The organism is Mesorhizobium sp. M6A.T.Cr.TU.014.01.1.1 (genome assembly GCF_004022765.1).
In the GTDB taxonomy this organism is placed as follows: domain Bacteria; phylum Pseudomonadota; class Alphaproteobacteria; order Rhizobiales; family Rhizobiaceae; genus Mesorhizobium; species Mesorhizobium mediterraneum.
Genome location: NZ_RZPG01000013.1, coordinates 44,897 through 68,445 on the forward strand (window position 1 = coordinate 44,897; position 23,549 = coordinate 68,445).

General features: G+C 63.1%; 18 protein-coding genes and 1 pseudogene. 10 read left to right on the forward strand and 9 right to left on the reverse strand.

Features of this window, described 5'->3' with window-relative positions:
- Positions 1–147: 147 nt before the first annotated feature.
- Positions 148–1,089: a DMT family transporter gene (locus tag EN885_RS16315; RefSeq protein WP_127205507.1), complete on the reverse strand. Its 942-nt coding sequence runs from the start codon at positions 1,087–1,089 to the stop codon at positions 148–150.
- Between the two features lie 148 nt (positions 1,090–1,237).
- On the reverse strand, positions 1,238–2,692 hold the full coding sequence (locus EN885_RS16320; RefSeq protein WP_128242813.1) for a helix-turn-helix domain-containing protein: 1,455 nt from the start codon (positions 2,690–2,692) through the stop codon (positions 1,238–1,240).
- A gap of 246 nt (positions 2,693–2,938) precedes the next feature.
- Here EN885_RS16320 and aceA point away from each other — a divergent pair, with 246 nt between their 5' ends.
- The 3 genes from aceA to EN885_RS16335 all read left to right on the forward strand — a co-directional run bounded on the left by aceA (position 2,939) and on the right by EN885_RS16335 (position 5,236).
- Positions 2,939–4,228 carry an isocitrate lyase gene (gene aceA / locus EN885_RS16325; protein ID WP_095483543.1) on the forward strand — a complete coding sequence of 430 codons (1,290 nt, stop codon included), beginning with the start codon at positions 2,939–2,941 and terminating at the stop codon, positions 4,226–4,228.
- A 63-nt stretch (positions 4,229–4,291) separates the two neighbouring features.
- On the forward strand, positions 4,292–4,534 hold the full coding sequence (locus tag EN885_RS16330; RefSeq protein WP_095483542.1) for a hypothetical protein: 243 nt from the start codon (positions 4,292–4,294) through the stop codon (positions 4,532–4,534).
- 312 nt (positions 4,535–4,846) lie between these two features.
- Entirely contained in the window at positions 4,847–5,236 is a 390-nt protein-coding gene (locus tag EN885_RS16335; RefSeq protein WP_245465510.1) for a response regulator, read from the forward strand.
- Between the two features lie 27 nt (positions 5,237–5,263).
- Here EN885_RS16335 and EN885_RS16340 read toward each other — a convergent pair whose 3' ends face one another.
- Positions 5,264–5,980: an HAD family hydrolase gene (locus tag EN885_RS16340; RefSeq protein ID WP_126103649.1), complete on the reverse strand. Its 717-nt coding sequence runs from the start codon at positions 5,978–5,980 to the stop codon at positions 5,264–5,266.
- A 148-nt stretch (positions 5,981–6,128) separates the two neighbouring features.
- On the opposite strand from EN885_RS16340, the gene EN885_RS16345 reads away from it, so the two are divergent.
- The 4 genes and pseudogenes from EN885_RS16345 to EN885_RS16360 all read left to right on the forward strand — a co-directional run bounded on the left by EN885_RS16345 (position 6,129) and on the right by EN885_RS16360 (position 10,355).
- A complete protein-coding gene (locus EN885_RS16345; RefSeq protein ID WP_164547036.1) occupies positions 6,129–7,565 on the forward strand; it encodes a glutamine synthetase family protein in 1,437 nt (478 codons plus the stop codon).
- Between the two features lie 21 nt (positions 7,566–7,586).
- Positions 7,587–7,948: pseudogene (locus EN885_RS16350) on the forward strand (four helix bundle protein).
- 98 nt (positions 7,949–8,046) lie between these two features.
- The gene (locus EN885_RS16355; RefSeq protein ID WP_128242814.1) at positions 8,047–9,333 is read left to right on the forward strand and encodes an FAD-binding oxidoreductase; all 1,287 of its coding nucleotides are present in this window, start codon (positions 8,047–8,049) and stop codon (positions 9,331–9,333) included.
- A 194-nt stretch (positions 9,334–9,527) separates the two neighbouring features.
- Positions 9,528–10,355 carry an SH3 domain-containing protein gene (locus EN885_RS16360; RefSeq protein WP_164759002.1) on the forward strand — a complete coding sequence of 276 codons (828 nt, stop codon included), beginning with the start codon at positions 9,528–9,530 and terminating at the stop codon, positions 10,353–10,355.
- A 28-nt stretch (positions 10,356–10,383) separates the two neighbouring features.
- On the opposite strand, the gene EN885_RS16365 is transcribed toward EN885_RS16360, so the two are convergent.
- Positions 10,384–11,685 (reverse strand): Mur ligase family protein, encoded by a 1,302-nt coding sequence (locus EN885_RS16365; protein ID WP_095483536.1) that lies wholly within the window; start codon positions 11,683–11,685, stop codon positions 10,384–10,386.
- A gap of 99 nt (positions 11,686–11,784) precedes the next feature.
- A complete protein-coding gene (locus EN885_RS16370; protein ID WP_128242815.1) occupies positions 11,785–12,531 on the reverse strand; it encodes an SDR family oxidoreductase in 747 nt (248 codons plus the stop codon).
- A 306-nt stretch (positions 12,532–12,837) separates the two neighbouring features.
- On the opposite strand from EN885_RS16370, the gene zwf reads away from it, so the two are divergent.
- The 3 genes from zwf (at position 12,838) to edd (ending at position 16,922) form a co-directional block, all read left to right on the forward strand.
- Complete coding sequence (gene zwf / locus EN885_RS16375; protein ID WP_126103655.1) at positions 12,838–14,307, forward strand: glucose-6-phosphate dehydrogenase; 1,470 nt, start codon at positions 12,838–12,840, stop codon at positions 14,305–14,307.
- Complete coding sequence (gene pgl, locus EN885_RS16380; protein ID WP_128242816.1) at positions 14,289–15,005, forward strand: 6-phosphogluconolactonase; 717 nt, start codon at positions 14,289–14,291, stop codon at positions 15,003–15,005. The genes zwf and pgl overlap by 19 nt, the downstream gene beginning before the upstream one ends.
- A 72-nt stretch (positions 15,006–15,077) precedes the next feature.
- Positions 15,078–16,922, forward strand: coding sequence for a phosphogluconate dehydratase (edd, locus tag EN885_RS16385; RefSeq protein WP_128242817.1), 1,845 nt, complete (start codon positions 15,078–15,080; stop codon positions 16,920–16,922).
- 62 nt (positions 16,923–16,984) lie between these two features.
- Here edd and EN885_RS16390 read toward each other — a convergent pair whose 3' ends face one another.
- The 4 genes from EN885_RS16390 to EN885_RS16405 all read right to left on the reverse strand — a co-directional run bounded on the left by EN885_RS16390 (position 16,985) and on the right by EN885_RS16405 (position 23,370).
- The gene (locus tag EN885_RS16390; RefSeq protein WP_128242818.1) at positions 16,985–18,652 is read right to left on the reverse strand and encodes a VWA domain-containing protein; all 1,668 of its coding nucleotides are present in this window, start codon (positions 18,650–18,652) and stop codon (positions 16,985–16,987) included.
- 110 nt (positions 18,653–18,762) lie between these two features.
- Positions 18,763–19,761 carry a GlxA family transcriptional regulator gene (locus tag EN885_RS16395; protein ID WP_095483530.1) on the reverse strand — a complete coding sequence of 333 codons (999 nt, stop codon included), beginning with the start codon at positions 19,759–19,761 and terminating at the stop codon, positions 18,763–18,765.
- A gap of 17 nt (positions 19,762–19,778) precedes the next feature.
- Positions 19,779–20,678 carry a bifunctional methylenetetrahydrofolate dehydrogenase/methenyltetrahydrofolate cyclohydrolase FolD gene (folD, locus tag EN885_RS16400; protein WP_128242819.1) on the reverse strand — a complete coding sequence of 300 codons (900 nt, stop codon included), beginning with the start codon at positions 20,676–20,678 and terminating at the stop codon, positions 19,779–19,781.
- A 118-nt stretch (positions 20,679–20,796) separates the two neighbouring features.
- Positions 20,797–23,370, reverse strand: coding sequence for a Wzz/FepE/Etk N-terminal domain-containing protein (locus tag EN885_RS16405; protein WP_128242866.1), 2,574 nt, complete (start codon positions 23,368–23,370; stop codon positions 20,797–20,799).
- Positions 23,371–23,549 lie beyond the last annotated feature (179 nt).

Sequence of the window (23,549 nt, forward strand, 5' to 3'; positions counted from 1 at the left end):
CAGGGATACGACGATGTTGTCCGGTCTCGATCGGGCCGGAGGGGAGACTTGGCAAGATACGCCTGTCTTGTTGTTGCCGTATTGGCAGCCTGCCCGCGCGGCTGCGGCGTTGTCAATGGCTCATCTCGCTTTGGCGCGTGCGCTGCATCAATTAGGCGACGGCATGCCGGTGACACCCGGCCGCACGGGTCGCGCCTGACGCTTGAATTCGAGGCCGATATGGACGAGCAGCGCCGTGACCACGACCGTGCCGCCGAGGATGGTGCGTCCCGACGGCACCTCGGAATGGATGAGCCAGACCCAGATCGGGCCGAGGATCGGCTCGAAGGTGCCGAGGAGTGCCGCGACCGCCGCCGGAACAAGCCGGGCGCCGGTGGCGAAGAAGGCAAGGCCGAGACCCAGATTGACCACGCCGAACGCAAACAGGAAGCCCATGTCGCTGCTGGAAACGCCGAATTGCGATGCCTGGGACGCCGCGAATGCGGCGGCAAGCATCGTGCCGAGGCAGGTCGCTGGCGTCATGCGCACATGGGCAAAGCGCCGCGTGATGACGGTGGCGATCGAAAACATCACCGCGATGAGCAGCGCCAAGCCGTCGCCGACGGGCGACACGGCGCCATCGAGCGATTCCGATACCATGATGGCAACGCCGGCAATGACGGCTGCAATCGCCACCCACGTCGCGGCGGCCACCCGTTCGCGAAACAGCACCCACGCAAACAGCGCTGCCAGCAGCGGCACGCCGGCCTGCATCAAAAGGATGTTGGCGACGGTGGTGTAGGCAAGCGCCACGACAAAGCAAGTCGATGCAGTGGCGAAGCAGAACGCCACGGCAAGGCCGGGCAGGCCCATGCCGCGGAACAGCTTCACCGTGCCGTGCCAACCGTCGCGCCAGATCATGAAGCAGACCAGGAAGGCGGCGGCCCAGACCGAGCGCCAGAACACCACCGTCCAGCTGTCGCCCGCTTCGATGAAGCGGGCGATGGCGCCGCCGAAACTCCACATCAGCGCCGACAGAAATATCAACAGGAAGCCGACGCGCTCCTCGCGCGGCGAGACGGCAATCGGTGATGATGCGGTATCGGTCATGGGCGCGACTGTCGACGATTTGAGGGCGGCACGATGCGCAACGGACGACAAGAACGTGCTTCATTCGCGTAGCGCAAAGGCAGCGGCGGAGCGTGGTCCACCGGACGGCGACGGTTGTGGCAAAGGCGGCAGTCGGCGATCTGGGGCCTCACTGGAAATCGAAGGCGCTCAGCCCGGTCACCATTTCGTCGAGGCCGAGCGGGCGCGTCACCGGCGGCTCGGCGCGGGCGAGGCAGCCGATGCGCTCACACAGCCGGCAGGCCGGGCCTATCGGTGTGGCCGGATTGATGCCCTGTCCGGCTTTTCCTGTCGTTGCGGCGGCTGGCCCCGGCAGTGCCGTGCCGTAGACGATCTCGTCACGAAAGCCGATGTCGCAGCCGAGCAGAAGCGCGGTACGGCGCGGGCGCTCCGAAAACGAGCCTTGCGGCCCTTCGAGCGTGCGGGCGACGCAGAGGAACTCGGCGCCATCGGGCATTTCCACCGCCTCGACGAAGATCTGGCCGGGCTGGGTAAAGGCGGCATGCACGGGGAGCTTCGGACAGCCGCCGCCGAAGCGGCTCTGGGGAAAACCCTGGCTGCCCGCCTTACGGAAGCGGTTGCCGGCACTGTCGACCTCGAGCATGAAGAACGGGACGCCCGGCGTGCCCGGCCGCTGCAGCATTGTCAGGCGGTTCGCCGCCTGCTCGAAGGAGACGCCGAAGCGCGAGCGCAGCACGTCGATGTCGTACCGCGCGCGGGTCGCGGCCGCATGGAAGGACTGGTAGGGCATCATCAGCGCGTGGGCGGCGTAGCGGCCAAGCTCGAAGCGGGCGAGCCGGCGGGCCTCATCCGTGGTCAGCTTCAGCGCCTGGATCTCGCCTGCCACCGTGACCGTCATGCGGATCAGGCAGGCCTCCATCGCCACCTCGCGCAACTGGTCGAACGGCGACAGGCGCTCGGACAGAAACAGACGCTGCGAGTGGCGGTCGTAACGGCGGCGCCAGTTCGGCATGGTGGCGACCGGCAGCACCTTGACCACGATGCCGTATTCGCGCTTCAGCCAGGCCTTGAGCGCACCGAGCAGATCGTCGCCGGGATCGAGCACCGACGTGAATGCCTCGGCCTCCTCTTCGAGCGCGGCAAAATGGTTCGGCCGGCGCTCGAAAATCTCGTGCACCTCGTCAATCGGCAAGCGGGCGCCGGAGAGTGCCGTCGCTTTGCCCTCACGCGCGAGAAGCTCGTTGAGGTCGGAAAGGCGCTCGGCCTGCTCGCGATAGGCGCGAAACAGTTTTATCACCGCGGCGGAAGCGTTGGGCGCTGCCTCGGCAAGCTCGATCAGCTCCTGGTCACCAGGCAATTCGCCGACCAGCAGCGGGTCTGAAAACACTTCCTTCAGGGCGGCGACCGACCCCCTCGCCTCGCCCTGCAATTCATGCGGGTCGACCTTGTAGACAGATGCCAGCTTTAGGATCAGCTGGACCGTCAGCGGCCGTTGGTTACGCTCGATGAGATTGAGATAGGACGGCGAGATGCCGAGCCCTTCGGCCATCGCCGTCTGGGTCAGGCCCTTGGCGCTGCGGATACGGCGGATGCGCGGCCCGGCGAAGATCTTTTGATCGGCCACTCGACTGTCCTTGACAGAAATTTACATTGCTTCTGCACGGCGATGTCACGCCGGTCTTTACAATCATGACAAATTTACAGCGCCTGGCTGTCAAACGCAACACAGGTTTTCTCTTATTCCTCAGCCAAATCTACGGTTTCTCTCGCCTGTTTCGCGCCGAAATGTAAATGCTGTCACACCAAAACGGCGCGAAATCTGCATGAGGCGGCGTTCTCTATCCCAGTAACGATTTATCCGGAGCGACCAATGACCGATTTTTACAACCTCGTCCCCTCGGCGCCGGAAGGCCGCTTCGACGGCATCGAGCGGCCCTATTCGCCGGACGATGTGAAGCGACTGCGCGGTTCGGTCCAGATCCGGCAGAGCCTCGCCGAAATGGGCGCCAACCGGCTTTGGCAGCTCATCCACGAGGAGGACTTTGTCAACGCGCTCGGCGCCATGTCGGGCAACCAGGCGATGCAGCAGGTCCGGGCCGGGCTGAAGGCGATCTACCTGTCTGGATGGCAGGTCGCCGCCGACGCCAACACCGCCTCCGCCATGTATCCGGACCAGTCGCTTTATCCCGCCAATGCCGCGCCCGAACTGGTCAAGCGCATCAACCGCACGCTGCAGCGTGCGGACCAGATCGAGACCTCCGAAGGCAAGGGGCTTTCGGTCGACACCTGGTTCGCGCCTGTTGTCGCCGATGCGGAAGCCGGTTTCGGCGGGCCGCTCAATGCCTTCGAGATCATGAAAGCCTTCATCGAGGCGGGTGCCGCCGGCGTCCACTACGAGGACCAACTGGCGTCGGAAAAGAAATGCGGCCATCTCGGCGGCAAGGTGCTGATCCCGACCGCCGCACACATCCGCAACCTCAACGCCGCGCGGCTTGCTGCCGACGTCATGGGCACGCCGACGCTGGTCGTCGCGCGCACCGATGCGGAAGCGGCAAAGCTGCTCACCTCCGACATCGACGAGCGCGACCAGCCCTTCGTCGACTATGGCGCCGGCCGCACGGTGGAGGGCTTCTATCAAGTCAGGAACGGCATCGAGCCTTGCATTGCGCGGGCCGTCGCCTACGCGCCCTACGCCGACCTGATCTGGTGCGAGACCTCCAAGCCCGATCTGGCGCAGGCCAAGAAGTTCGCCGAGGGCGTGCACAGGCATCATCCCGGCAAACTTCTCGCCTATAATTGCTCGCCGTCGTTCAACTGGAAGAAAAACCTCGACGACGCCACGATCGCCAAGTTCCAGAGGGAGCTCGGCGCCATGGGCTACAAGTTCCAGTTCATCACGCTGGCCGGCTTCCACCAGCTCAATTTCGGCATGTTCGAACTCGCCCGCGGCTACAAGGCGCGGCAGATGGCGGCTTATTCCGAGTTGCAGGAGGCTGAATTCGCGGCGGAAGCCCACGGCTACACCGCGACCAAGCACCAGCGCGAAGTCGGCACCGGCTATTTCGACGCCGTGTCGATGGCGATCACCGGTGGCCGGTCTTCAACCACGGCCATGCATGAATCGACCGAGCACGCCCAGTTCAAACCGGCGGCGGAATAGCAGGAACGCAACGAACAGAGGAACGCCCCCGAAGGGGTATAAATACGCAGAAGGAGCAGACCAATGGCATCGATAAGCCGCGTCAAGGAACGGGCCGAAGAACAGGCCACCACCATGAGCGTCGACCAGCAAGCAACCATCCGCATGCTTGCGAACGACCTGCACAGGCTCAACCAGTCGGTGATGAAGGCGGTCGAGGCCGGTGTGTCGGTTGAGCTCGTGCGCTCGGCACGGCACCATGGCGGCGACGGCAACTGGGGCGATCTGCTGATCCCGGTGATCGTCACGCAGCGGAGCCACGGCTGACCGAAGTCCAAGCAAAGCCTATTGTGGATCCGGAATCACCTGCGCAGTCTCTGCGCAGGTGATTTGCGTTTGCACGGCCAGTTTGCATACGGGCAAAAAACAGAACTTGCTTTAAATTTTAACGTTTCTTGCGATATTCTCGATGTTCGCCATTTCAGCTTGACATAGGCAGCGATCTCACGGCAATTGTCTCTAAAGTTTCAACCCTGCATTGAAACCAGTCGAGTGCCCGCCCCGCTCATGCGCCCCGTGAATCGCGATACCAAGACTGTAAACCACCTGAGTTTGGTGAGCCGGAATGTGGATCCCGAGATGCTCACGGATTTCACCCGCGTGCTCGTCGTCGGAAAGTCGCCGGTCAACCGGGTGGTGGTTTCGAAAATCGTCGAACGATCCGGGCTCAAGCCGATCTCGGAATCGCCCGAGACGGCAGCAACGACGTTGCGATCGCTCATTCCCGGAGCTGTCGTCCTCGACGGCGGCGCGGACAACAAGGACTGCGACGCGCTGATGTCGGGTATCGACGCGCTGCGACGCACTTCTGGCAAGTCGCTCCCCTCGGTGATCCTGCTTTCGACCAAGAACGGCACACCAGAGAGCCTCGGTCTGTCGAGCGTCGTCGATGCGGTGGTCGTCAAACCGATCACGACCGAACGACTGCAGCCGGTGATCGACCGCCTGGTCGAGCTCGGACGTAACTAGCCAGCACCCGGCCCGACGCCAAGACGATCAGCCGGCTTTCCCGATGTTTTCGATCAGCCGGGGCAGTTCCGAGAGATCGGCTATCTGGCGGAAGCGAGGCGCGGTGACCGGCGGCTCGACATGTTCCAGCACCCAGGTCAATTCATGCGGCACGTGGATGCCCCAACTGCCCGCCTCGATGGCCGGCACCACATCCGACTTGAGCGAATTGCCGACCATCATGCTTTTTTCCGCGCCATCCCCATGGCGGCCGAAGATCCTGGTATAAGTGGCAGGGCTCTTGTCGCTGACGATCTCGACGGCGTCGAACAGGTCGCCGAGGCCCGATTGCGCCAGCTTGCGCTCCTGATCGAAGAGGTCGCCCTTGGTGATCAGCACCAGGCGATATGCGCTCGCCAGCTTTTCCACGGTTTCGCGCGCATGGGGCAGCGGCTCGATCGGATGGCCGAGCATCTCGCGGCCTGCGGCAAGAATTTCGGCGATGACCGAGGCCGGCGCCCGGCCCCCGGTAATCTCGATCGCCGTTTCGATCATCGACAGGGTAAACCCCTTGATGCCGAAGCCGTAGACGGCGAGGTTGCGCTTCTCCGCCTCCAACAATCTTGCCGAGATGTGCCCCTCCTCGGCATGATCGGCGAGCAGCGCGGCAAAGCGCCTCTCGGTGATGCGGAAGAACTGCTCATTCTGCCAGAGCGTATCGTCGGCATCGAAGCCGATCGTGGTCAATTCATGATTGTTCTGCATTCGACGTCTTCACCGAGGTCATTTAATTTGCGTCGAACCTAAGCTGCTCGAAGCGGTTTTCAACTGCCAGACGAACGCAGGGCCGGCTCCCCTTCCCTTCCATCACCGCCCACGGCTATACTCCAAAATCCGCAACCCAATCTGGTGAATGATGCCGCCTGCAAAAAAGGAAGTCCGTCCGTCGAGCCGCGGAGGACGTATCCGCACGCCTGCCTTCGTGAAAAATCAGCGCGGCGTGAAGAACTGGAAGGAAGTCAGCGCCTGGCTGGAGTGGCGCGGCATCGAGGATATCGAGTGCATCACGCCCGATCAGGCGGGTGTTGCGCGCGGCAAGATGATGCCGTCGAAGAAATTCACCTCAAACACCTCGCTGGCGCTGCCCTCGGCGGTGTTCATGACGACGATCTCCGGCGGCTATCCGGAGGACGGCAACGGCTTCCACTATCCGGAGGACGACGGTGACCTCAAGCTGATGCCGGATCTTTCGACATTGACCGTGGTGCCGTGGGAAGAGGACCCGACGGCGGCGGTCATCTGCGACCTCGTCCACCAGGACGGCCGCTCGGTCGAGTTCACGCCGCGCAACGTGCTGAAGCGTGTGCTTGCCGCTTACGACAAGCGCGGGCTGAAGCCGGTGGTGGCGCCCGAGATCGAGTTCTACCTCGTGCGCAAGAATCCCGATCCGGACTACCCGCTGACGCCGCCGGTCGGGCGTTCGGGACGAGCGATCGGCGGCGGCGCCGGCTATTCGATCGCCGGCGTCAACGAGTTCGACGAACTGATCGACGACATCTATCATTTCTCCGAAAGCCAAGGCCTGGAAATCGATACGCTGATCCACGAGGAAGGCGCCGGCCAGCTCGAGATCAATCTGCGCCATGGCGATCCGATCGAGCTCGCCGACCAGGTGTTCATGTTCAAGCGCACCATCCGCGAGGCAGCGCTGAAGCACGATATCTATGCTACCTTCATGGCCAAGCCGATCCAGGGGCAGCCTGGGTCGGCCATGCATATCCACCAGTCGATCATCGACAAGAAAACCGGCAGGAATGTCTTTTCTGCCGAGGACGGCTCGGAAACCGAGGCCTTCTTTCATTTCATCGGCGGCATGCAGAAACACGTGCCGAACGCGCTGGTGATGTTTGCGCCCTATGTCAATTCCTACCGCCGGCTGACCCAGTCGGCTTCGGCGCCGGTCAACAACAAATGGGGCTACGACAACCGCACCACCGCGTTCCGCGTTCCGCGTTCCGACCCGGCGGCCAGGCGCGTCGAGAACCGCATCCCCTCTTCCGACGCCAATCCCTATCTGGCGCTGGCCGCATCGCTCGCCTGCGGGCTGATCGGCATGACCAACAAGATCAAGGCCGAGCCGCCTGTCCTCACCACCGCCAACGATGCCGAGATCGACCTGCCGCGCAGCCTGCTCGAAGCCGTCGACCTATTGGAAGCCGACGAGGAACTCTGCGCGCTGCTCGGCAAGTCGTTTGCCGCGACCTATGCGGCGATCAAGCGGGCGGAATTCGAGACCTTCATGGAAGTGATCAGCCCGTGGGAGCGGGAGTATCTGCTGCTAAATGTTTAGGGGAGTAGGGGAGTAGGGGAAATGGCTGAGAAAACGGGTTCCTACAAGGATCTAATTGTTTGGCAGCAGGCAATGGACCTTGCGGTGGCGGTTTACGGCGCGACGAAATCCTGGCCGAAAGAGGAACTTTATGGACTGACCAGCCAAGTGCGGCGCGCTGCAACTTCGGTACCGGCGAACATAGCGGAAGGCTATGGCAGAGAGGCTCCTATCAACAATTTCTCCGTATTGCTCAAGGATCACTGAAAGAACTAGAACCTCAGCTTGTGATCGCTGAGCATATCGGTATCGCACCGAAAGCTACAGCGACTTCATTGTTGTCGAGTACCGAAAGTGTGGGAAAGCTTCTTCGACTTCTAATCCGCAAACTGTCAGCCGAATAGCTTCCCTACTGCCCTACTGCCCTACTGCCCTACTGCCCTACTGCCCTACTGCCCTACTGCCCTACTGCCCTACTCCCCTACTCCCCTACTCGGTCATCATGCCCTACCAATCCCCAATCTCCCCCGGCCGCTCCTGGTACGAGGACACGGCCGGCCCACGGCCCGAATATCCGGCGCTCGACGGCGATCGGACATGCGATGTCGTCATCGTCGGCGGCGGCTTCACCGGCCTGTCGGCGGCGGCGCATCTCGCTAAGGCCGGCAGCAATGTCGTGCTGATCGAAGCGCATCGTTTCGGCGACGGCGCATCGGGCCGCAATGGCGGCCAGCTCGGCACCGGCCAGCGCGCCTGGGCCGAGGAACTGGAAGCGGAATACGGCTTTTCCCGCGCCAAAGCGCTGCTCGACCTCGCCGAAGAGGCCAAGGCGCATCTCTTCGAATTCGCCGCCGTCAACAAGATCGAGATCGACTACATGCCCGGCCAGATGTCGGTGGCGCACAAGCAGCGCTATGTCGACGACTATAAGGCGCATGCCGAGATCATGGCGAACCGCTTCGGCTATCCGCACATCACCTTCATGGACGCGAAGGAGACGGCGGAGCGGTTGGGCTCGACGCGCTACTTCGGCGGCACCCGTGACACCGGCACAGGGCACATCCATCCGCTGAAGCTGGCGATCGGCACGGCAAAGGTGGCGGCGCAGGCGGGCGCGCAGCTGTTCGAGCAGACGCCGGCGACCGGCATCGCGTCCCTTGGCGGCAAGGTGAAAGTGACGACGCCGAAAGGCACGATATCGGCCGAGAAATGTCTGATCGGCGTCAACGCCCATGGCGGCACGCTCGAGCCGATCAGTGCCGCGCACATCATGCCGATCGGCTCCTTCATCGGCGCGACGGTGCCGCTCGGGGCCGACACAAAAGTGCTGCCGGGCGGTGAGGCGGTCGATGATTCCCGCTTCGTCGTGCGCTACTTCCGCAAATCGACGGATGGGCGGCTGCTGTTCGGCGGGCGCGAGATCTACGCCGTCAACGATCCGAAAGACATCCATGTCCACATCCGCCGGCAGATCGCCGAGCTTTACCCTGACCTCAGGGATGTCGAGATATCCCATGGCTGGGGCGGCTATGTCGGCATCACGATGCCGAGAAAACCCTTTGTGCGCGAGGTGATGCCCAATGTGATCTCGGTGGGCGGCTATTCCGGCCACGGCGTCATGCTGTCGAACTTTTTCGGCAAGCTCTATGCCGAAACCGTTGCCGGCAACCGGGACCGGCTGAGGCTGATCGAGGATCTAAAAATCCCGGCCTTTCCCGGTGGCCGTCGCTTCCGCGCACCCCTGCTCTTTCTTGCGCTCAATTGGTATGCCTTGAGGGACCGGATCTAACCACAGGTTGCAGAATCCCTCGCGAACATGCAGAATTCCGTGCAAGGGCGCAGTGATGCCACAATCGCAGGCAAAAGATGAGGGCCGTGGGCAGTTAAACGGGGGAATTTGCGGGCCTGCCCGCTTTTTGGTTTTGGGACCGATCTAACGCCGGTTTTCCATTGAACGTCGGCCCGCAAATGGAGGTTGCAAGAGTGAGAGAGCCCTTCAGTTTCGGCGCGCCGGAACGACGGCGCTTTGCGATGCAGTTTGGCTACGACATGAGGCCTAGGTTTTGGCAGAAAGTCCGGTCGAACTTGCATCTGGTAATCGCCGCGCTTGGCACAGCAGCGCTGCTTGGCGTGGCCGCGGTGGCGCTATGGCTGGCATTGCCGGCCAATGAGAGACAAGCTGTCGCGAGCCCCGAGCAGATCGTTCCAAGCGTTCCGGTAAAAACGACGAAGATCGTGCCGGCGGCTGCCTCGACGGTCGCCGCGGTGCAGCCGGCCACGGGCAAGGCCGATGCGGTTTCGCCGGCGGTGGTTGCGGCTGAGGCCGAGATACCGGCGCTGGCGCCCAATGATCCTCGCTGGACAGGATCGAGGCAGAAGACCGCATCCGGCCAGATGGCGGGCCAAGTCGAACCAACGGCAGACAAGCCGTCCACTGCGGCGGCATTCGCCGATCCGGCAGCGAAAAACAAAGCCGCAGCATTGCTTGCCAAAGTCGCGGCTCCCAACAAGACGGCGCCGGACGGTGCGCAAACCGCCGCCATTCCCACTGCTAAGCCGCAATTGCCGGCGGCCACGCAGAACGATGGCACCCAAGCCAAGGTCGAGGCCAAGAAAGTGAGCGCGGCAGACACCGGACGCATCCTAAGGGCCGTCACCATGCGCACCGGACCGAAGAAGAATGCGGCCCCCATAGTCACCGTTCCCGCCAAGACCTCGGTTCAGGTGATGGGCTGCAAGAAATGGTGCCAGATCGTCTACAACGGCAAACGCGGCTGGATCTACAAGAGCTTTATCAAGACTGGCGCGTAGGGCTGGTCGGGCTCAGATGGCTTCCGTACTATGGTTGGCGGCCGAGCAGACGCCGAAAGCGTTGCCATCGTCTGGCATGCCTGCGTTCCCTGACATGGCTGCGATGCTCTTCGAACGGCACTTCGAACAGACCGCACGTATCGCAGCCTTCCCGCTTGCCGCAGACGGGAACCCAGCATTTGACGTCGTGCTTCCAGGCCAGCGCGATCCTCTCTAGGTGAAGACGGGACGAGCTCTTGAGTAAAATGAGCTCACCGGCGACGGCCGTCCGCTTGATGTGGTCCGAGACCTCCTTGGGCATACGCAATTCGTGAAAGCGGCCGGCGTCACGATCGTCTTGCCCGGCTCCAGAGCGATGCGCATTGTCGCCGACATAGATGACCTGGTCTGCGATTTCTCGCGCCGTCTTGTAGGCGTAATGGTATTTTCTGGTCGAGCCCGCATAGTCTGAAATCTGCCCCAGAACGATGCGCTTCCGCTCGACAGTGGCCTTGGCCATCATGTCGAACGCAAGATTGATCGAATGCCAGGGCGACTTGGCGGCGTCGACGATGAATTGCGGACCGCCATTGGTGATGAGCACCTGGCATCGATTTGGCAGCGGCTGGAATGTCGCCACCCTTGCCGCCACTTTTTCGGGAGGAACGCCAAGCTCCAGCGCTACGCTGACTGCTGCGGCGGTCGGCAGCCAAAAATGTTCGGCTGGGAACGGCGTCTTCAGCTCTAGCACGCCGCCACGCCAATGGACGGCCAGCGCCAGCCTATCCGGATAGGCGGCATGGACATTAGTCACGCGGTAGTCGGCCTGTTCCGACAGGCCGAAAGTGACGACGCGATGCGGAGTGGCGGAAGCCATGCCGATCACATGGGGATCATCCGCATTGAGCAGAGCGAAGCCGCCCGGCTGCAGCGCATCGACCAATGCGCGCTTTTCCCCGGCGACGTTCTCCAGGGTCCTGAAAGCTGTAAAATGTTCGAGGCGAACCATGGTGACCACAGCCACATGCGGCTGCAACATATCCGCCATCGGCTTGAGCGTATCGGGTCCATGGGCTCCGGCTTCGAAAACGACGTAGTCGACCTCACCATCAGTCTTCATGCGCTTGTAAAGCGTGCTTACCAGCGACTTGATCGTGTTGGCGAGAACCTGTGCATAGACTGAGCCATGGCTGGCCAGTATGTGTCCGAGCAAACTCGCTGCCGTCGACTTACCCGAACTGCCGGTAATGCCGATGAAAGTCGCGCTGCTTTTTGCCCGAGCGCGTCTTGCTTTATAGACTCTGAGACGTTGCCCCAGGTCTTCGCGAACTTTCCGCAATCTAGCGTTCATCGCGCCACCAAACCCCACCCTATTGCCGTCTTATGCCTTTCGCTGGATGGTCAAGTCAATTGAAGCCAGGCATGTTGAAGCCCGATATGGCCGGAGGGCTCAGATGCAACGTCCACCATCGACCTCCAACGCCACGCCGGTGATGAAAGCCGCCTCGTCCGACGCCAGCCAGAGCGCCGCGTTGGCTATGTCGAGCGGCGTCGAAAGCCGGCCAAGCGGGATCGACGCGCGAAATTTCTCGCGGATTTCCGGCGTGTCGGCGCCCATGAATTTTCCCAGCATGCCGGTCTCGCCGGCGACCGGACACAGGCAGTTGACGCGGATGTTCTTGGGCGCGAGCTCCACCGCCATCGACTTGGTCGCGGTGATCGCCCAGCCCTTCGACGCGTTGTACCAGGTAAGGCCGGGCCGCGGCCTGATGCCGGCCGTCGAGGCCGTGGTCAGGATGACGCCGCCGCCCTGCCGATCCATGATCGGCACGACCGCCAGAGCGGCGTGGTAGATCGCCTTCATGTTGACAGCCGTGATCAGGTCGAAGGTCGTCTCGTCGACCTCGAGCATGTCGCCATTGCTATGGGTGTAGCCGGCATTGTTGACCATGATATCGATGCGGCCGAAGGCACTCTTTGCGGCATGGACCATCTCGTCGAACTCGGAACGCGACGAGACGTCCGTCTGGGTCCAGATCGCCGCGCGGCCGATCTCGTTGGCGACGCGTTCGGCGCCCTTGGCGTTGAGGTCGGCGACAACGACGCTCGCGCCCTCTTCGGCAAAACGCTTGGCCATGCCTTCGCCGAAACCTGACGCGGCACCGGTGATGATGGCAACTTTGTTTTCCAGGCGCATGGTTTTCTCACTCATGATTGAAGACGATGGCTCGGCCAACCGCCGGCGATGGCGGCCGAAAGATCAATATACTCTCGATTTCTCCTTTGGCTTTCAGCTCGGTCCCGCTTTATGCTGCATCTGCGAAGGCCTCCCGGAACCACCTCGCCGACAAGCGTCCGGGTTGCGCCAGTGTCAAGGGCACACATCAGGACCAATCGGCAAAGGCCGATTGGCCTTGGAGTGTGACGCCGTGGCACTGGAAAATCTAAATCGATTAGATTATATCAGCCGCGTCACAGCGACCGGCGTCAAAGCGGACAGACCATGACCAGCCAGATCATTCCCGTCGACCCTTTCGACTTCATCATTTTCGGCGGCACCGGCGATCTGTCGGAACGCAAGCTTTTGCCGTCGCTCTATCATCGCCAGCGCGACCATCAGTTTTCCGAACCGACGCGCATCATCGGCACGTCGCGCTCGAAAATGACCGACGAGGAATTTCGGGATTTCGCCAGGCAGGCGATTTCCGACCATGTGAGACCGGCCGATATCGACGCCGCGGAGCTGAAGACGTTCCTTGCCCGGCTTTCCTACGTCTCGGCCGATGCGACCACTGGCGCGGGCTTCGACAAATTGAAGAAGGCGATCGGCGACAGCGAATGCATCCGCGCCTTCTACCTGGCAGTCGCGCCGGCGCTGTTCGGCGACATCTCGCATAAGCTGAAAGAGAACGGGCTGATCACGCCGAACTCGCGCATCGTGCTGGAGAAACCGATCGGGCGCGATCTCGCCTCGGCGCGCGCGCTCAACGATCTGGTCGGCGATGATTTCCATGAAAGCCAGATCTTCCGCATCGACCACTATCTCGGCAAGGAGACGGTGCAGAATCTGATGGCGCTGCGCTTTGCCAACGCGCTCTACGAGCCGCTGTGGAATTCCGCCAATGTCGACCATGTCCAGATCACCGTCGCCGAGACGGTCGGCCTCGAGGATCGCGTCACCTATTACGACAAGGCCGGCGCGTTGCGCGACATGGTGCAGAACCACATGCTGCAGCTTCTCTGTCTCGTCGCCATGGAGGCACCGTCGTCGATGGATGCCGATGCCGTGCGCGACGAAAAGCTGAAAGTGTTGCGCGCGCTGAAACGCATCAACGGCAACGAAGCGCCCAAGCACACGGTGCGCGGGCAGTACCGTGCCGGGGCCTCGGCCGGCGGGCCGGTGAAAGGCTATGTCGAGGAGCTCGGCAAGAACAGCAACACCGAGACATTCGTTGCGCTCAAGGCCGAAATCGGCAACTGGCGGTGGGCGGGCGTGCCGTTCTACCTCAGAACGGGCAAGCGGCTGGCGACCCGCGTCTCGGAGATCGTCATCGAATTCAAGCCGATCCCGCACTCGATCTTCGGCGACAGCGCCGGGCCGATCTCCGCCAACCAGCTGGTCATCAGGCTGCAACCCGACGAAGGCGTCAAGCAGTTCATCATGATCAAGGATCCGGGGCCGGGCGGCATGCGGCTGCGCCAGATCCCGCTCGACATGAGCTTCGCGCAATCCTTCGACGGCCGCGCGCCCGATGCCTATGAGCGCCTGATCATGGATGTCATCCGCGGCAACCAGACGCTGTTCATGCGCCGCGACGAGGTCGAGGCGGCGTGGAAATGGATCGACCCGATCCAGGATGCCTGGGAAAGCGGAAGGCAAGAGGCACAGGGCTACACGGCCGGCACATGGGGCCCCTCGGCCTCGATTGCGCTGATCGAACGCGACGGGCGGACATGGCACGAGAGCAATTGAACAGCGCCGCCTACAACTGGCACGCGTTTGCCGGACGCCAGGACCTGGCGGCAGCACTTGCCGGCCACGTTGCAGGCCGCCTGACCAATGCAATCGCTGAGCGCGGCACAGGGCTGCTCGCTGTTTCCGGCGGCACGACACCGGCGAGATTTTTCGCATCGCTTTCGAATATCCCGATCGCCTGGAACAAGGTCACGGTGACGCTGGTCGACGAGCGTTGCGTGCCGGCCTCCTCGCCGCGCTCCAACGCCGGGCTGGTCGCCGCTAATCTTTTGCAAAACGCGGCTGCAGCCGCACGTTTCGTGCCGCTCTACGAAGAGGCAGCAACCATCGAGGATGCGTCGGAGTCCGATAGCAGGATGTTGCGGTCGCTGCCTTGGCCGCTCGACGTCGTCGTGCTTGGCATGGGAACCGACGGCCACACCGCCTCGTTCTTTCCCGATGCCGACGACCTGGCAAAATTGCTCGACCCGTCTTCGACGAGGATCGTGCTCCCGGTTCACGCGACAAGCGCCGGCGAGCCGCGGCTGACGCTGGCGCTGGCGCGGCTCGTCGAAGCCGGCTTCATCGCACTGCATATCGAGGGCGAGGACAAGCGCAAGGCATTCGAGAGCGCGATGGCATCGGCAACACGAAAGCCCATTCGCGCCGTGCTCGACGCAGCCGAGAGGCCCGTAGAGGTTTTCTGGGCACCCTGATTTCAACTTGCCGAGGGTCCCGGCAGATAGCCGGAAGGTGTTTGCGGGACCTCGCGTGAAAGGACCGACGTCATGACCGCGAGACGCGACATCGAAGCCATCACCGAGCGCATCCGCCAACGCTCCAGACCTGGTCGCGAGGCCTATCTCGGCCGCATCGCCGAGGCCTCGAACCGCACCGCCAACCGGGCCGTGCTTTCCTGCGGCAACCTCGCCCATGGCTTTGCCGTCTGCAGCCCTTCGGAGAAGGTGGCACTTGGCGGCGACCAAGTGCCGAACCTCGGCATCATCACCTCCTATAACGACATGCTATCGGCACATCAGCCTTTCGAGACTTTTCCGGCGCTGATCAAAGACGCGGCGCGCGAGGCCGGCGGCATTGCCCAAGTCGCCGGCGGCGTGCCGGCGATGTGCGACGGCGTCACGCAGGGCCAGCCCGGCATGGAGCTGTCGTTGTTCTCGCGCGACGTGATCGCCATGGCCGCGGCGATCGGCCTGTCGCACAACATGTTCGACGCCGCCGTCTATCTCGGCGTCTGCGACAAGATCGTGCCGGGGCTGGTAATCGCAGCCCTGACTTTCGGCCATCTGCCGGCGGTGTTCATCCCGGCCGGGCCGATGACGACGGGCCTGCCCAATGACGAGAAGGCCAAGGTTCGCCAGCTCTACGCCGAAGGCAAGGCAGGAAGGGCCGAGCTGCTCGAGGCCGAGTCCAAATCCTATCACGGACCAGGCACCTGCACCTTCTACGGCACGGCGAACTCCAACCAGATGCTGATGGAGATCATGGGCCTGCACACGCCAGGCGGCTCCTTCGTCAACCCCGGCACGCCGTTGCGCGACGCGCTGACCCGAGAGGCGACGAAGCGGGCGCTGGCGATCACCGCGCTCGGCAACGCCTACACGCCGGTCGGCCGGATGATCGACGAGCGCTCGATCGTCAACGGCATCGTCGGCCTGCATGCCACCGGCGGATCGACCAATCACACCATCCATCTGATCGCCATGGCGGCCGCCGCCGGCATCGCCATTACCTGGCAGGATATTTCGGACCTTTCGGAAGCCGTGCCGCTGCTGGCGCGGGTCTATCCGAACGGCCTTGCCGACGTGAACCATTTCCATGCGGCCGGCGGGCTCGGCTTCCTGATCCGCGAACTGCTCGACGAAGGCATCCTGCACGAGGACGTCCAGACGGTCTGGGGCGAAGGGCTGCGTCCTTATGCGGTCGAAGCCAAGCTCGGCGCCGATGGCGGCGTGGTGCGCGAGGCCTCACCCCGCGAAAGCGGCGACGAGAAGGTGCTGGCGCCGTTCAAGAAAGCGTTCCAGCCAACGGGCGGATTGAAAATGCTCTCGGGCAATCTCGGCCACGCCGTCATCAAGACTTCCGCCGTGAAACCGGAGCGGCGCATCATCGAGGCGCCGGCAAAGGTGTTCGACAGCCAGCAAGGGCTCAACGAGGCGTTCAAGGCAGGCACATTGACCGGCGATTTCATTGCCGTCATCCGCTTCCAGGGGCCGAAAGCCAATGGCATGCCGGAGCTGCACAGGCTGACCACCGTGCTCGGCGTCCTGCAGGATCGCGGCCAGCATGTGGCGCTGGTCACCGACGGGCGCATGTCGGGCGCGAGCGGCAAGGTGCCGGCGGCCATCCACGTGACGCCGGAAGCAGTCGAGGACGGGCCGATCGCCAGGATCCATGAGGGCGATATCATCAGGCTCGACGCCGAGGCCGGAACGCTGGAAGTGCTGGTGCCGGCCGGCGATTTCGCACTGCGACGGGCGGCGGACAGCGATCTTATCGCCAATGAATTCGGCTTCGGCCGCGAGCTTTTCGCTGGGTTCCGGCAAATGGTCGGCCGTGCCGATCACGGCGCCAGCGCCTTCGGAAACAACGTGGCGGAACTCGCACTGCAGTGAAAAAAGGGCGGCGCAATGCCGTGGCTGGCGGGCCGCCCTTTTGCCGGCGTCGAATTACGTCCCTACTGCACCGTCAGCTCGGCTCGCTCGCCGGCCTTGATCGTCACTGTGCTTTCCCTTGAGCTGTTGTCCAACTTCTCCGAGACGACTGCATAGTCGCCGGCCGGCAGCGCCGCCTGATACTTCTCGTCATAGGCGTAACCGAGCGATTTGCGGTTGCCGTTGATGTCCTTTTTCGGATCGAATATCTCGATCTTCGAGGCCCCTGGCGCGGTGATCGCCAGCACGCCGGCATTGATGGCGATTTTCAGATCCTGGTTCTCACCGGCCTTGACGCTGAACGGCTGCTCGGCGACGGCAAGGTCGACCGTCGCCATCAACACATAGTCATCGGGCGGCAGATCGAACTTGCTGTCGGGACCATAGGCATAAGTCACCTCTTCCCTCGTTCCGTCGATCTTCTTTTTTGCCTTGAACACCTTGAAGCCGATGCCCGAACCGTCGGCCTTGTCGCCGCCGGCGACATAGTAGGCGTTGGCGACGACGTGGCCGACGCCGACGATGATATCCTTGTCGATGACCCTGCCGGCCGTGAGCGAGATGGTTTCGGTAACCTCGCCCTGCCCAATCGTGACCGTCACTTTCTGGTCGCCGGCCGGCAACACGACTTTCGTGTCGCCATAATAAGTCGGGGGCGTATCGACGCCCGGATAGGCGATCACGACAGCTGCGCCATCGGCCACATCCGCTCCCTCACTTGGCCGCGGGTGAATGATGAGCGTGCCGGCATTCAGCGCGAAGAGAGGCTTATAGACCTGCCCCGCCTCGACCTTGAGCTTCTGTTCGGTCCTGGCCTCGCCATCGCGTGCGACAACTATGTAGTCGTCGGGTTCCAGATTGCCCTTGTAGGCGCCGTATTCGGTGGTGACGTAATCGCCGCGCGTGCCGTCGGAGCTCGCCTTGTAGATCTCCCAGGAATTGCCGTCGGTGACGGGATCGCCACCCTCGGCTAGCACCACGGTCGGCACGAAGTTGAACTCTGGCTTTTCCGGCTCGAGAGCCGGCGCCGGTTGCGGCGCAGGCGCTGGTTCGGGCGCCGGTGCAGGCGCGGCGGCGATAGTTTCGACCAATGCGTTCTGTAGCGCTTGCTCGTCGGACGCCTGGATGTATTTGCCGCCGGTGTTGTCGGCGAGGCAAGCGACCTGCCTGCCCTCGTCCGCGGTCAGGCCGAAGCCGACGACGTCGACGGTGAAGTCGACACCGGCAGCCTTCAGCTCCTTGCCGAGCGCGCACGGGTCGCCATTGCAGGTCTCAAGCCCGTCGGTGATCAGGATGACGGTGGCCTTGTCCTCGGTGTATTTCAGCGCCTCGGCCGCCTGCTTGACGGCCGCGGTCAGCGGCGTCTTGCCGATGAATTTCAGACTGTCGGCGGCAGCGGAAACAGCACCTGCCGAGCCGGCTTGCGGCGGCACGATGAGCTCGATGTCCTCGCAACTGCCCTTCTCGCGATGACCATAGGCCATGAAGCCGATTTCCTTGTCGGCGGGGACCGACTGCAGCACGGTTCGGAGCGATTCGCGGGCAATTTCGAGCTTGGGCTTGCCGTCGATCTGCGCCCACATGGAGCCGGAAGCGTCGAGAACGATGACGACACGGTCGGCGGCAAGGCCGGGCGTCGTCATCCACAACAGGAGGATCGCCGCGGCGAGGCTCCGTGCAAGTCCCGCCATGAAAATCTCCCCCAGTCAGTCACCGTCAGTTCCGGGAAGCTATTTGACGCGGCACTAGGACACAAGCCCGGACGCAGGGTGTGGGAGGGTCGGCCCTTGAGCCAAACCCCTCAATACGTCGTGCGCCGCTCTTCGGAAGGCGGCCGGCCGAACTGCAGCCGATAGCTCTGGGCAAAATATGAGTGTGAGGTGAAGCCGGTGGCGATCGCCACGTCGAGGATCGGCATGTTGGTCTGGCGCAGCAATTCGCGCGCGCGCTCAAGCCTGAGCCGCATATAATAGCGACCGGGCGTCACTGTGAGGTGACGCAGGAACAGGCGCTCGACCTGGCGCACCGACAGACCCGCCGACTTGGCGAGTTGCACCGCCGACAGCGGCTCGTCGAGATGATCGGCCATCAGCTCGACGATGCGCCGCAGCTTTTCCGATTTGCCGGTCAGGTCGCGCTCAGGGCCGACGCGCTGGCGATCTCCGGCGGAGCGGATGCGCTCGTGCTGGAACTGGTTGGCGACGCCGTTGGCGAGGCTCGAGCCGAAATCGCCGCGCACGATCTCCAGCATCAGGTCGATGGAGGTGGTGCCGCCGGCGCAGGTGTAGCGCTTGCGGTCGATCTCGAAGACATTGCCGGTGCAGTTGATGTCGGGAAACCGCTCTACGAAGCCGGCGCGGTTTTCCCAGTGGATGGTGCAGCGATAGCCTTCGAGCTGGCCTGCCTCGGCGAGCAGATAGGAGCCGACCGAGAGTGCGCCGAGCGCGTTGCCGCGTCGGCCCCAGCTGCGCAGCGCTGCCAGCACCTTGCTCTTGCCGGGAAACTCCGTCGTCAGCCCGACCGAGACGAAAAGGATATCGACCGGCGGCAGATCGGCGACAGCGTAGTCGATCTTGAGCGGCAGGCCGTTGGAGGCCATGACGGCATCGCCGTCGGCCGACACGGTCGTCCAGCCATAGAAGTCGCGGCCGAGCAGCCGGTTCGCCGACCGGAACGTGTCGATTGCGGCGGCCAGCGAGAACATGGAAAACTTGTCGACCAGCAGGAACCCGAACTGCCGGCCGCCTTGAACGGGATCGTTCGTGACCGGCCGCTCTGAGGGAACAGTGAGGTTCGGCAAAGCTGCGCTTTCCAGGATCAGAAGGAGGGCCGTTTCAACCCGGCCGCGAGATAGGCAGAAGCTAGCGTGTTGGCCATCAGCATGGCAATGGTCATCGGTCCGACGCCGCCAGGCACCGGCGTGATGGCGCCGGCCGTCTTCGCCGCTTCCGCATAGGCGACGTCACCGACCAGGCGGGTCTTGCCCTCGCCCTTTTCGGGCGCCGCGATGCGGTTGATGCCGACGTCGATGACGGTAGCACCGGATTTGACCCAATCACCCCTGACCATTTCAGGTTTTCCGACAGCGGCAACGAGAATGTCGGCGGTGCGCGCCAGCGCAGCCAAGTCCTTCGTGCGGCTGTGCGCGATGGTGACGGTGCAGTTGGCGGCGAGCAAAAGATTGGCCATCGGCTTGCCGACAATGTTGGAGCGGCCGACGACCACCGCATTGAGGCCGGAAAGATCCTTGCCGCGCACGCGCTCGATCAGCAGCATCGAGCCGGCCGGTGTGCAAGGCACGAACGCCGTCTCCAGTTCGCCGGTGCCGAGCTTGCCGACATTGATGAAGTGGAAGCCGTCGACATCCTTTTGCGGCGCGATGGTCTGGATAACCTTGCCGGCATCGACATGGCCAGGCAGCGGCAGCTGCACCAGGATGCCGTTGATGGCCGGATCGGCGTTGAGCTCGCCGATGATATCAAGCAGCTCCTGTTCGGAGATCTCGGCCGGCAGCGTGTGCTGGACCGAATGAAAGCCGCATTCCTTGGCGGTGCGGGATTTGGAGGCGACGTAAACCTGGCTCGCCGGATCCTCGCCGACGATGACCACGGCGAGACCCGGCTTCCGCGCACCCTTTTCCATCAGCTCGACAGTCAAGGCCTTGACACGCTGCACCACGTCTTCGGCGATGCGTTTTCCGTCAATCAACTCGGCCATGAAGCACCTTCAACATCATTCTTCTTCGGGCGGCATTTTCACGAAAATCCGGCCGGGCAATCCCGTCAAAGCGCCGTCTTATGCCGTTAACTCGAAACCGATGGCTTTTATTCGGCGCTCAGAAATAGCGGCGGCCCGATCGGCTTTCGGTGAGTTCGCGAACGGCTTCGCGGAATTCGCGCAGGCTGGCTCGGATTTCCTCGATAGAGGCTTGCTGTGCAGCGGCTTCCGAAGCCTGATTTGCCTTGTCCCATGGGGCTCGGGGATAGATCGACTGCTGCTGCGGATAAGGCACTTGCCCGGCATCGGGCTTCGGCGGCTGCGTATAGGGGTACGCCTGCATTGGCGGGGCCGGATACATCTGTTGCGGGTGCGAAGCATAGGCGCCCTGCTCGGCTTGCGGCTGCTCGTAGCCGGCAGGCGCCGGCCGACGCGGCGCGAAGGGAGACGCCGGTTCCGGGCGAGCGGAATAGATCGGATTCCGCTTCGCGCTTTCGGCGACTGCCGGTGAGCCACTGGCCGGTGAGCCGGAACGCGTGTTGGCAGGGTCTTCTCTGCTCACCTTGCGCGGCACGATGTTGCTCACCGCCGACAGCAGCGCACTGATCGGACCTGAACGCCTGGTGGCCTCGACTGGCGGAACGGGCGGCGGCGCCTCGTATCCCTTGTCTTCAATGGGTGTCGGGCGCTCGGCCGTCCTGCGACGCGGCCGCGCATTGGCGGTTTCGCGCAGGCTCGCATAGGCACCGCGCATGGCGCCAAGACCGACACCAGAGGCGAGGCCCGCCAGCAGGCCGGCAAGCACCGTCACGGCGCGCGACGGTCCGTTTGGCTCGAGCGGGGCGAAGGCCTTGGAGATCACGTTGATGTTGGCGGTGTTGATGTCCTTCTGCTCGCCGGTTTCCTTGGCGCGCAGAAGATATTGCTCATAGACGGAGCGTTTGGCGGCGGCCTCGCGCTCCAGTTCGCGCAGGGTGACCAGGTCGCTGTTGACGTCGCCGCTGCGGACCTTCAACTGCGCCAGCCGGGAGGCCAGATCCTGTTCGAGCTGCACGGCGCGCTTCAGGTCGACCTGCAGCGAAGAGGCGATGCGGCGCAGTTCCCCGTCGATACGATCGCGCGAGCCGGCAAGCTGGGCATTAAGCGCCTGGAGCTCGGGATGGCGCGGCCCGAACCGGATCGCGGCGCGGTCGGCCTCCTGCTTGAGCGTCGCATATTGCGAGCGCAATTCGCTCATGGTGTTGGAGTTGATTTCCTCCGGCAAGGTGCCGCTCAGAACAGAATTCACGTCGATCGAGCGCGCCGACGCCGCACGGGCGTTGAGTTCCAGCGTGCGCGCGCGGGCGATGGCAAGCTGCTGGTTGAGCTTGAGCATCTCGTCGTCGCTGATTAGGTGACCTTGCGCGTCGACGAGGTCATGCGTGGCCCTGAAATCCTCGACCTTGCGCTCGGCCACTTCCACGCCCTTGCGCAGCTCGTCGAGCCTGCCGGTCAGCTCGTTGGTCGCGCGGCCAGCGGTGTCGGACTGGATCTGACCGAACGTCTGCAGGAAAACGTCCGTCATCGTGTTGGCGATGAGAGCCGACTTCTCGCCATTTTGCGTGGTGGCGCTGACGGAGATGACGAAGGTCTTGCCGCCGCGCTCGACCGAAAGGCTTTCGGCCAGATTGCCGACGGCCAGCGCACGGCGGCGGTCCGCATCGGCACCCGGCTCGTCATTGCGCGACAGGATCGACCGGATGAGCGTCATCACGCCCAGGCCGCCGGAATCTTGCCCGTTGAACTCCGGATCGTTGACGAGATTGAGCTTGTCCACGACCTTGTTGAGAACAGTGCCGGAGATGAGCACGCGAACTTGGTTTTCGACGATGGCCAGCGTGGCGTCGGATGCAACCACCGATTGGGTAAGATCGCGGTCGGTGAGCTTCAGGTCGCGCGGGTCGACGATCAGCTCTGCGGTGGCTTCGTATTTCTTCGGCGTCGACAGCGCGATCGCAACGCCAAGCGTGGCGCCCAGTATGGTCATGGCGACGATCAGCAGCTTCGACCGGGCAATGCCGCGGACGACCTGCATCGGATCGATCAACGGCTTCCATTCTTGTCCGTCGTCGCGGGAAGACCGCTGCTCGTCACCGGCATATCGGGACTCGAATGGATATCGAGGCTCGAATGCAGCATATCGAGGCTCGTCGCCGGTGTATCGAGGCTCGGACGCGGCATATCGAGACTCGTCACCGGTGTATCGAGGCTCGAACGCGGCATGTCGGGGATCGGCATCGAAACGGCGGTCCCCGGAAACACCGGCAGCAACCGGCTCCTCCCGCAGCCTGGCTTCCGCATAGTCTGCTTCAACGGCCTCGTCGGTCTCAAGCGGTATCCGGGCGGCCGAAGCGGATGCATAGCCGGCTCGAGGCTGGCTTGTTTCATCGTCTGCCGAGAATTCCGAAGCTACCGGGCGTTCCTGGGGTGCCGAGGGCTCTGGAGCTGCGGAGAGTTCCGGATGCGCTCGCGCCTCCCGGCGTGAGCGCGCGAAACGATGGCGCGTGGCGGCATCCTCGCGCCATGACGGGTCCGCCCGGTCCCCGATCGAAACCAGCGATGGTTCAGCGTCGTCTTCGCCGCGCATCGCCTGGCCGAGCGCCAGCAAGGATCGCTCGCGCTTCCAATCTTCACGGTTTTGCCTGTCGACCATTGTCGTGGAGCTTGCCCCTGGCGGCTTGGACGCGCGGTCAGCCATTCGTTAAGCCACGCTAAACAAGCATAGGAAACAAAAGGTTAATTTCTCTGCCTTGAAGATGAGGTTTCCCTCTTCGGTTGTGTCCTTCTTGAAGCAACAAAAGCGTTCAGAACGGCGCGTTAAACTTTCCAACC

What these genes read in the sequence shown, in the direction of transcription:
- aceA (WP_095483543.1), top strand. Translation starts at nt 2,939, where the DNA reads ATGACCGATTTTTACAACCTCGTCCCCTCGGCGCCGGAAGGCCGCTTC.
- EN885_RS16390 (WP_128242818.1), bottom strand. Translation starts at nt 18,652, where the DNA reads ATGGCGGGACTTGCACGGAGCCTCGCCGCGGCGATCCTCCTGTTGTGG.
- EN885_RS16335 (WP_245465510.1), top strand. Translation starts at nt 4,847, where the DNA reads ATGCTCACGGATTTCACCCGCGTGCTCGTCGTCGGAAAGTCGCCGGTC.
- EN885_RS16345 (WP_164547036.1), top strand. Translation starts at nt 6,129, where the DNA reads ATGATGCCGCCTGCAAAAAAGGAAGTCCGTCCGTCGAGCCGCGGAGGA.
- EN885_RS16355 (WP_128242814.1), top strand. Translation starts at nt 8,047, where the DNA reads ATGCCCTACCAATCCCCAATCTCCCCCGGCCGCTCCTGGTACGAGGAC.
- zwf (WP_126103655.1), top strand. Translation starts at nt 12,838, where the DNA reads ATGACCAGCCAGATCATTCCCGTCGACCCTTTCGACTTCATCATTTTC.
- EN885_RS16315 (WP_127205507.1), bottom strand. Translation starts at nt 1,089, where the DNA reads ATGACCGATACCGCATCATCACCGATTGCCGTCTCGCCGCGCGAGGAG.
- EN885_RS16330 (WP_095483542.1), top strand. Translation starts at nt 4,292, where the DNA reads ATGGCATCGATAAGCCGCGTCAAGGAACGGGCCGAAGAACAGGCCACC.
- EN885_RS16365 (WP_095483536.1), bottom strand. Translation starts at nt 11,685, where the DNA reads ATGAACGCTAGATTGCGGAAAGTTCGCGAAGACCTGGGGCAACGTCTC.
- EN885_RS16405 (WP_128242866.1), bottom strand. Translation starts at nt 23,370, where the DNA reads ATGGTCGACAGGCAAAACCGTGAAGATTGGAAGCGCGAGCGATCCTTG.
- edd (WP_128242817.1), top strand. Translation starts at nt 15,078, where the DNA reads ATGACCGCGAGACGCGACATCGAAGCCATCACCGAGCGCATCCGCCAA.
- folD (WP_128242819.1), bottom strand. Translation starts at nt 20,678, where the DNA reads ATGGCCGAGTTGATTGACGGAAAACGCATCGCCGAAGACGTGGTGCAG.
- EN885_RS16340 (WP_126103649.1), bottom strand. Translation starts at nt 5,980, where the DNA reads ATGCAGAACAATCATGAATTGACCACGATCGGCTTCGATGCCGACGAT.
- pgl (WP_128242816.1), top strand. Translation starts at nt 14,289, where the DNA reads ATGGCACGAGAGCAATTGAACAGCGCCGCCTACAACTGGCACGCGTTT.
- EN885_RS16370 (WP_128242815.1), bottom strand. Translation starts at nt 12,531, where the DNA reads ATGCGCCTGGAAAACAAAGTTGCCATCATCACCGGTGCCGCGTCAGGT.